Raw genomic sequence first — 634 nt, forward strand, 5'->3', positions numbered from 1 at the left:
CCGCTCCTTTGTTTAGTCGCAAGGGGCTAAAGTTATAGGGACAAGTGAATAAGTGCACATGGTGGATGCCTTGGCGATTACAGGCGATGAAGGACGTAGTAGCTTGCGATAAGCTGCGGGGAGTGAGCAAACACACTTTGATCCGCAGATTTCCGAATGGGGAAACCCGGCCCTCTGGGTCATTGCATGCTGAATACATAGGCATGCAAAGCGAACGCGGCGAACTGAAACATCTAAGTAGCTGCAGGAAAATAAATCAACCGAGATTCCCAAAGTAGTGGCGAGCGAAATGGGAAGAGCCTGTACGTTTTAGCATGACGCATAACAGAATCCACTGGAAATTGGAGCCATAGCGGGTGATAGCCCCGTATGTGAAATGCGATGTGTGGAACTAAGCGTACGACAAGTAGGGCGGGACACGAGAAATCCTGTCTGAATATGGGGGGACCATCCTCCAAGGCTAAATACTCGTAATCGACCGATAGTGAACCAGTACCGTGAGGGAAAGGCGAAAAGAACCCCGGGAGGGGAGTGAAATAGATCCTGAAACCGTGTGCATACAAACAGTAGGAGCCTCCTTGTGGGGTGACTGCGTACCTTTTGTATAATGGGTCAGCGACTTACATTCAGTGGC

1 rRNA gene is annotated in these 634 nt (G+C 50.0%); it reads left to right on the forward strand.

The features are described 5' to 3' along the window. Positions 1-38: 38 nt before the first annotated feature. Positions 39-634 (forward strand): 23S ribosomal RNA (locus tag AC1RQG_RS27830); the annotation flags it as partial.

The sequence above is a fragment of the Rugamonas sp. GW822-FHT03B10 genome (assembly GCF_058801745.1).